The 7,144-nt window shown below is 49.2% G+C and carries 6 protein-coding genes; 3 read left to right on the forward strand and 3 right to left on the reverse strand.

What is annotated here, in order from left to right; translation table 11 throughout:
- Positions 1-79: 79 nt before the first annotated feature.
- The gene (gene edd, locus HMPREF9098_RS07325) at positions 80-1,912 is read right to left on the reverse strand and encodes a phosphogluconate dehydratase (RefSeq protein WP_003783423.1); all 1,833 of its coding nucleotides are present in this window, start codon (positions 1,910-1,912) and stop codon (positions 80-82) included.
- Between the two features lie 244 nt (positions 1,913-2,156).
- Between edd and HMPREF9098_RS07330 the strand changes: the two genes are divergently transcribed.
- From HMPREF9098_RS07330 to ffh, 3 genes are all read left to right on the forward strand, one after another.
- Positions 2,157-3,134, forward strand: coding sequence for an FAD:protein FMN transferase (locus tag HMPREF9098_RS07330; RefSeq protein WP_003783425.1), 978 nt, complete (start codon positions 2,157-2,159; stop codon positions 3,132-3,134).
- Positions 3,135-3,329: 195 nt separating this feature from the next.
- Complete coding sequence (locus HMPREF9098_RS07335) at positions 3,330-3,734, forward strand: bacteriohemerythrin (protein WP_003783427.1); 405 nt, start codon at positions 3,330-3,332, stop codon at positions 3,732-3,734.
- A 119-nt stretch (positions 3,735-3,853) separates the two neighbouring features.
- The gene (gene ffh, locus HMPREF9098_RS07340; protein ID WP_003783429.1) at positions 3,854-5,221 is read left to right on the forward strand and encodes a signal recognition particle protein; all 1,368 of its coding nucleotides are present in this window, start codon (positions 3,854-3,856) and stop codon (positions 5,219-5,221) included.
- 65 nt (positions 5,222-5,286) lie between these two features.
- Here the strand turns inward: ffh and mltA are convergent, their stop codons facing one another.
- Both mltA and rpsJ read right to left on the reverse strand, forming a co-directional pair.
- A complete protein-coding gene (gene mltA, locus HMPREF9098_RS07345; protein ID WP_003783430.1) occupies positions 5,287-6,603 on the reverse strand; it encodes a murein transglycosylase A in 1,317 nt (438 codons plus the stop codon).
- 212 nt (positions 6,604-6,815) lie between these two features.
- Entirely contained in the window at positions 6,816-7,127 is a 312-nt protein-coding gene (gene rpsJ, locus HMPREF9098_RS07350; RefSeq protein WP_003783434.1) for a 30S ribosomal protein S10, read from the reverse strand.
- Between the last annotated feature and the right edge of the window lie 17 nt (positions 7,128-7,144).

Consider the following 7,144-nt stretch of genomic DNA (forward strand, 5'->3'; position numbering starts at 1 on the left):
ATCGCACGGCAGACGGGGTGGATGCAGGCTGCTTTCGAATATGCCAAAAGCAGCCTGCACCTTTTTATTTATCTGATATTTAAACAAAATCTCCACCGAAACTCATCGCACCCGTTTCCGCGCTGCTGGTTTGCGCACGGAAGCCGGCAAACAGTTCGCGGCCTATACCGTGCGTGTTTTTCGACAAATCGGGTGTGGGCACGGTGCGCGCATTCCATTCGGCTTCATCCACCAAAACGTTCAATTCGCCGGTGTGCGCGTTGAAGCGGATAAGGTCGCCCGTGCGGATTTTACCGATGCCGCCGCCCATCAGGGCTTCGGGTGACATGTGGATGGCGGCCGGCACTTTGCCCGATGCGCCCGACATGCGCCCGTCTGTTACCAGCGCCACTTTCTGCCCGCGGTCGAGAAGGATGGCCAAAGGCGGCGTGAGTTTGTGCAATTCGGGCATGCCGTTGGCACGCGCACCTTGGTAACGCACCACGCAGACGAAATCTTTGCCGTCCAGCTCGCCGCGTTCGAAGGCGGCCAGCACTTCGCGTTGGTCGTCAAACACGATGGCGGGCGCTTCGACCACAAAGTTCTCCGCTTTCATGGCTGATACTTTAATCACGCTGCGGCCGATGTTGCCTTTCATCAGTTTCAGGCCGCCGTCGGGCGAGAACGGATGGTCGTATGTCCGCAAAATATCTTCGTTCAGGCTTTTTTCGGCAGCGTCTTTCCACACCAAACGGCCGTTGTCCAAAAACGGTTCCTGCGTATATGCTTCCATGCCGTGTCCGACCACGGTATCCACGTCGTCGTGCAGCAGCCCGTTGTTGCGCAGTTCGCGAATGACAAACGGCAAACCGCCGGCGGCGGCAAAATGGTTCACATCGGCCTGCCCGTTCGGATACACGCGAATCAGCAGCGGGATAATCGATGAAACTTCGTTGAAGTCGTCCCAATTCAAAATCACACCGGCCGCGCGCGCCATGGCCACCAAGTGCATGGTGTGATTGGTCGAACCACCCGTTGCCATCAGGCCGATCATTGCATTGATGAACGATTTTTCGGTCAGCATTTCGCCAATAGGCTTGGCATCTTGGCGGCGGATATCCTGCACCAGTTGCACGGCAGCCTGCCGCGTCAATGCTTCGCGCATGGGGGTGTACGGATTGAAAAATGCGGCGGCCGGCAGGTGCAGTCCCATGAATTCCATCATCATCTGATTGGAGTTTGCCGTGCCGTAAAACGTGCAGGTGCCGGGGCTGTGGTAAGAACCCATTTCGCTGGCCAGAAGGGCTTCCCTGCCCACTTTCCCTTCGGCAAACAACTGGCGTGTGCGGGCTTTTTCTTTGTTGCCGATACCGCTTTCCATCGGGCCCGCGGGTGCAAAAATGGCCGGAATATGGCCGCAGGACAACGCACCGATGACCAGTCCCGGCACAATTTTGTCGCACACGCCCAAAAACATGGCACCGTCGAACATTTGGTGCGACAGGCCGATGGCGGCGCTCATGGCAATCACATCACGCGAGAACAGCGAAAGCTCCATGCCTTCATAACCTTGTGTAATGCCGTCACACATGGCGGGTGTGCCGCCTGCTACTTGCGCCGTGGCATTGTGTTTTGCCACTTCGTCTTTAATCCAGTCGGGAAAATCTTTAAACGGCTGGTGCGCCGACACCATGTCGTTATAGGCAGTAATGATGCCGATATTTGGGACATCATGCTTCTGCATGGCAATTTTGATGGTTTTGGGCATGGAGGCATAGCCGTGCGCCAAATTGGAACAGCCAAGCTGGTCGCGCTCCACACGGCCTTGCTGTTTAGCCGACCGAATGCGCGCCAAATAAACTTCGCGGGTGGGGCGGGAACGTTCGATAATTCTTTGAGTGATTTCGGCTAATTTTGGGTGTAGGGGTTTCATGGTTTATCTTTCGTTATGAGGAATATTCTGTAATAAAACAACGTTTCCTAATCAATAATTAAAACACATTAAGGAGAATATGGTGCGATTATATCGTCATTTGTAGTTTTGTTACAAAATAAAAAAGTAAAGAAATTTGAAATGTTGATACTGGTCAAACAGCACAGGAAATCGTGTAAAAAGTTATATCTTGTAAACAAGTAAGGGCTATAATTTAACTCTAACAAAATATAAGGTAAACATTATGCAAATCACACGTCGTCGTTTTATTGGTATTACTGCCGCTGTTTCGGCTGCTTCGCTGCTGCCTTCCGGTGCCGTACAAGGAAAAACCACTGAACCTGTTGTTTGGCAGGGCGTTGCATTGGGCGCGGATGCGGAGCTGCGCCTGTATCACCCGAACCGTGCGGTGGCCGAGCGGTTTGTTAATGAATCGCTGGCGGAAATTTCGCGGTTGGAAAAGATTTTCAGTGTGTATCAAAGCGACAGCCAGGTATCGCGTTTGAACCGTGCAGGCAGCCTGCACTCGCCTTCGGCAGATTTGTTGGCCTTGTTGAGCCAAAGCCAAAGCATCCATTCGCTGACCAACGGTGCGTTCGATCCCACGGTACAAGTGTTGTGGCAACGTTATGCCGAACATTTCCGCCAACACCCGCGCAGCAATGTTGCCCCTAATGTGCAGGCTGCTTTGAACAAAGTCGGTTTGCAGAATGTGCAGATGGACGGGCAGAAAATCACATTCGCCAAGCCCAATATGGAGATTACGCTGAACGGCATTGCGCAGGGTTATATTACAGACCGAATCACACAATTATTGCAGCGTGCAGGTTTGCAACATGCGCTGGTGAACATGGGTGAACTGCGCCATTTGGATACGCTGAAACAACATCCGGAATTTGCAAAAATCAAAAATCCTCGCGGTGCAGGAACATTGCCTAACCACAAAATCCCTTTGCAAAACCAAGCACTGGCAACATCCAGCGGCTATGGTACGCCATTTGATGCCAATGGTAAATTCACGCACTTGTTTGACCCGCGTACCGGCAGCAGTGCGCCGCGTTATCAAAGCATCAGCGTGCTGGCCAATACGGCAACGATGGCAGACGCATTATCGACCGCATTTGCCGTGAGCTCGGAAGCGCAAATTCAAACTGTTGCCAAACAGGCAGGTGTAAAAGTTTGGTTAGTTACGTTGGACGGGCAGGTAAAAACGCTGGGCTGACGGATTGGGAAATCTAAAAGCAGCCTGCACGCGGGTTGCCGGGATATTGCAAGAATAACGCAGTGTAGTGTATTGATTCTAAAAGTGTATTATTTCTGCAAATTAACGAATATTTACAAGGATATAATAGCTTTCTCCCATAAAGTGAAATACAATTAAAACTTATTGAAAACAAACTATTAAAGGAATACGACTATGTCTTTCATCACATGGACTTTAGACTTGGATACTGGTTTTGCCGATATCGACGACCAACACAAAGAGCTGGTGGATAAAATCAACAAATTTTACGATGTATATCAAACCGGTAATGTGGTCGATATCAAAATCGCATTGCAAGAATTGTTGGATTACACAGTATTTCACTTCGATCATGAAGAAAAAATGCTGGAAAAAGCCAATTACCGCATGCTGGAACCGCACAAAAAAGTGCATTTCAACTTTGTTTCCAAAATCAAAAATTGCCAAGCCAGCATTGAAAACGGCGATTTGGAAGCCGGCAAAGAGCTGATTAACCTGCTGGACGGCTGGCTGTTCCGCCACATCCGCCTGAACGACCACGGTTACGTTTCCGATGTGAAAAAAGCAGGCGTGCGTTAATATTAAGTAGCTTAAAATATAAAGCAGTTTTGAAATTATGCGATAATACCGCAAATTCAAAACTGCTTTATTGTTTTGCACTGTACGGCAATAGGCAAATATTCGACAGGATTAGAGTAATGTTAGACAACTTGACCAAGCGGTTTACCAAAGTTTTTAAAAATATCCGCGGCAATGCCAAATTAACCGAAGACAATATCAAAGAAGCGCTGCGAGAAGTGCGCCTGGCATTATTGGAAGCAGACGTTTCCCTGCCTATTGTGAAAGACTTTGTGAATCGCGTAAAAGAACGTGCTTTGGGGCAGGAATTTGCCGACCATTTAACGCCTGACCAGGCATTCTTTGGTATTGTGAACGAAGAGCTGACCGAATTAATGGGCAGTGAAAACAGTACGTTGAATCTGGCAAGCGCACCACCCGCGATTGTGCTGATGGCGGGTTTGCAGGGTGCCGGTAAAACAACGACGGTCGGCAAGCTGTCTAAATTGCTCAAAGACCAAGACAAGAAAAAGAAAATTTTGCTGGTATCGGCAGACGTGTACCGTCCTGCGGCCATTGAGCAGTTGCGCCTATTGGCCGAACAGGTGAATGTGGATTTTTTCCCTTCGGATACATCGCAAAAACCGGTGGAGATTGCGCTGGCGGCACAAGATTATGCGAAAAAGCATTTTTATGACGTGCTGATGGTGGATACAGCCGGACGTTTGGCGATTGATGAAGAGATGATGAATGAAATCAAAGCTATTCATGCTGCCGTTCATCCGGTGGAGACACTTTTCGTGGTGGATGCCATGCTGGGTCAGGATGCGGTAAATACGGCACAGGCATTTAACGAGGCATTGCCGCTGACGGGTGTGATTCTGACCAAAATGGATGGCGATTCGCGCGGCGGTGCGGCTTTGTCGGTGCGTCAGGTTACCGGAAAACCGATTAAATTTATGGGTATCGGTGAAAAAATCAACGGATTGGAACCATTTTATCCCGACCGCATTGCCAGCCGCATTTTGGGCATGGGCGATGTGATGACGCTGATTGAAGATGTGCAAAAAGGCATTGACGAAGAAGCGGCCGCAGAAATGGCCAAAAAACTTCATCGCGGCAAAGGGTTTGATTTAAATGACTTTAAAGCGCAAATCCAACAAATGCGCAATATGGGCGGTTTTGAGAATTTATTGTCTAAAATGCCGGGGGAATTGGGAGAAATTTCCAAACAAATTCCCGAAGGCACGGCAGAGAAGGCAATGGGGCATGTGGAGGCCATTATCAATTCGATGACGCCGAAGGAGCGCGCGAACCCTGATTTGCTCAAAGCCAGCCGCAAACGGCGCATTGCGGCCGGCGCGGGGGTGAGTATTCAGGACGTGAACAAAATGCTGAAACAGTTCGAACAGTCGCAACAGATGATGAAGATGTTCAGCGGTAAGAACATGGCAAAACTGATGCGGATGGCAAAAGGAATGAAGGGCTTGTTTCCCAATATGAAATAAGCGCAGAAAAAAGTGCAGGCTGCTTTTTGGCGTTTCAAAAGCAGCCTGCACTATATTTTTGGGATTTACGGGCGATAAGACGGCATCACCCCGTGCGGCAGCAGCATCCACACATAGCCGGTGTAGTTCTGTTTGCCTGCGGTTTGTCCTGCATTGTCGCCATAACCCCAGAAATAATCCACACGCACCGCGCCTTTGATGGCTGCACCGGTATCTTGTGCCATCAGCAGGCGGTTCAACCCGTATTGTGGTGTGTTCGGATGCGAAGTTGCCACAAACAACGGTGCGCCCAAAGTAATGTATCGTTTGTCCACCGCACCGGAAAATTCGCCGGTCAGCGGCACACCCAAAGCGCCGATGGGCCCTTGTTCGGACGGCCCGGACAATACGCGGAAGAAAACATAACGCGGATTCTGCCCCAAGACTTCGGCCAGATGGCTCGGATTTTTTTCCATCCAAGCTTTAATGCTTTGCATGGAAGTTTGTGCTAAAGGCAAATAACCCTTATTGGCCATATACTTGCCGATGGATTGGTATGCTAGGCCGTTGTGGTCCGCATAGCCCAGGCGGATGTATTCGCCGCTCGGCGTGCGCAGGCGGCCGGAACCTTGAATGTGCAGGAAAAACAAATCCACGGCATTGTTGGCATAACCCAGAATCGGTGCGTGATTGTTGAGCATGCCGGCATTAATTTGGTTGCGCGTGAAATACGGCACAAACTGGTTGCCGACAATCCGCCCTTTCAGCGTTGTGTTTTTTTCGGAGTGGGCAAAGTGGGACAAATCGGCCACATAAGGCCCATCATTTTTAATAACACCTTGATTTTTTGATGTTAAACTAATTCTCACTGTGCCTTTGTGGTTGTGTAATGATTCGGGCAGTGGCACGCTGATTAAATCGGAAGGCGTGCCGTAAATGGGAAATCTGGCCGTTTGGGTGGGCTTGCTGTCGCCGTATAAGACCGGTTCGTAATAACCGGTGATTTTACCGCCCGCCTGCCCCGATTGAATGACTTGCCACGGTGTAAATGCTTGTTCAAAAAACTGTTTGGCCGCCGCATGGTTAAGCGGCGTTTGCGTAGCTTGTTGGCAGGCGGCATGCCAGCCTGATTGAGAAGCTAATTTTTGACAGCTTTGCAAAAACGACTGCAGGCTGCCTGCAAATGGTTGGTCTTTCCATTGAGGCAATTCGTTAAATGAAACAACGCGATATTGTGTGTCGCTTCCCGAAGGTTGGTGTACGAAGCCATAGGAAGATGGTGTGCGGTGCTGTTGTACCCGCGTTGTTGCCGGAACCAGTGGCGGGGTGTCGGGAATATTACACGCGGATAGGCACAAAAAAAGAGCGGGCAGTGCCATGCGCGATAACGAAAAACGGGACATTGGAAGTTATCCTTCATGAAAATAATACTGCATAGGCCGGGTAAGTTTCGGCCTTGTATCAGAATTTTGTCAATTCGCTATATTATAATCTCTTTTAAAATAAAAAGTGCAGGCTGCTTTGTCGGTGGATATGAAACCTTTGAGCTCTGCTTTTTGCCATTCAAAAAGCCCTTCAAACCGAAAAGTTTGAAGGGCTTTCATTATTTAAAAGATTATTGAACTTTGATTTCTACATCAACGCCGGCTGGCAAATCCAGTTTCATCAATGCATCAGTCGTTTTGTCTGTCCAATCCACAATGTCCATCAAACGCAAGTGAGTGCGGATTTCCAATTGTTCGCGTGAAGTTTTGTTCACGTGTGGAGAGCGCAAAATGTCGAAACGTTCGATTTTAGTAGGCAAAGGAATCGGACCTTTTACTACGGCACCAGTGCGTTTTGCTGTTTCAACGATTTCGGCAGCAGAACGGTCAATCAAAGCATAGTCATAAGCTTTCAAACGGATACGGATTTTTTGGTTAGCCATTTATCGATATCCTTGTA

The sequence above is a fragment of the Kingella denitrificans ATCC 33394 genome (genome assembly GCF_000190695.1).
In the GTDB taxonomy this organism is placed as follows: domain Bacteria; phylum Pseudomonadota; class Gammaproteobacteria; order Burkholderiales; family Neisseriaceae; genus Kingella_A; species Kingella_A denitrificans.

What these genes read in the sequence shown, in the direction of transcription:
- ffh (WP_003783429.1), top strand. Translation starts at nt 3,854, where the DNA reads ATGTTAGACAACTTGACCAAGCGGTTTACCAAAGTTTTTAAAAATATC.
- mltA (WP_003783430.1), bottom strand. Translation starts at nt 6,603, where the DNA reads ATGTCCCGTTTTTCGTTATCGCGCATGGCACTGCCCGCTCTTTTTTTG.
- HMPREF9098_RS07330 (WP_003783425.1), top strand. Translation starts at nt 2,157, where the DNA reads ATGCAAATCACACGTCGTCGTTTTATTGGTATTACTGCCGCTGTTTCG.
- HMPREF9098_RS07335 (WP_003783427.1), top strand. Translation starts at nt 3,330, where the DNA reads ATGTCTTTCATCACATGGACTTTAGACTTGGATACTGGTTTTGCCGAT.
- edd (WP_003783423.1), bottom strand. Translation starts at nt 1,912, where the DNA reads ATGAAACCCCTACACCCAAAATTAGCCGAAATCACTCAAAGAATTATC.
- rpsJ (WP_003783434.1), bottom strand. Translation starts at nt 7,127, where the DNA reads ATGGCTAACCAAAAAATCCGTATCCGTTTGAAAGCTTATGACTATGCT.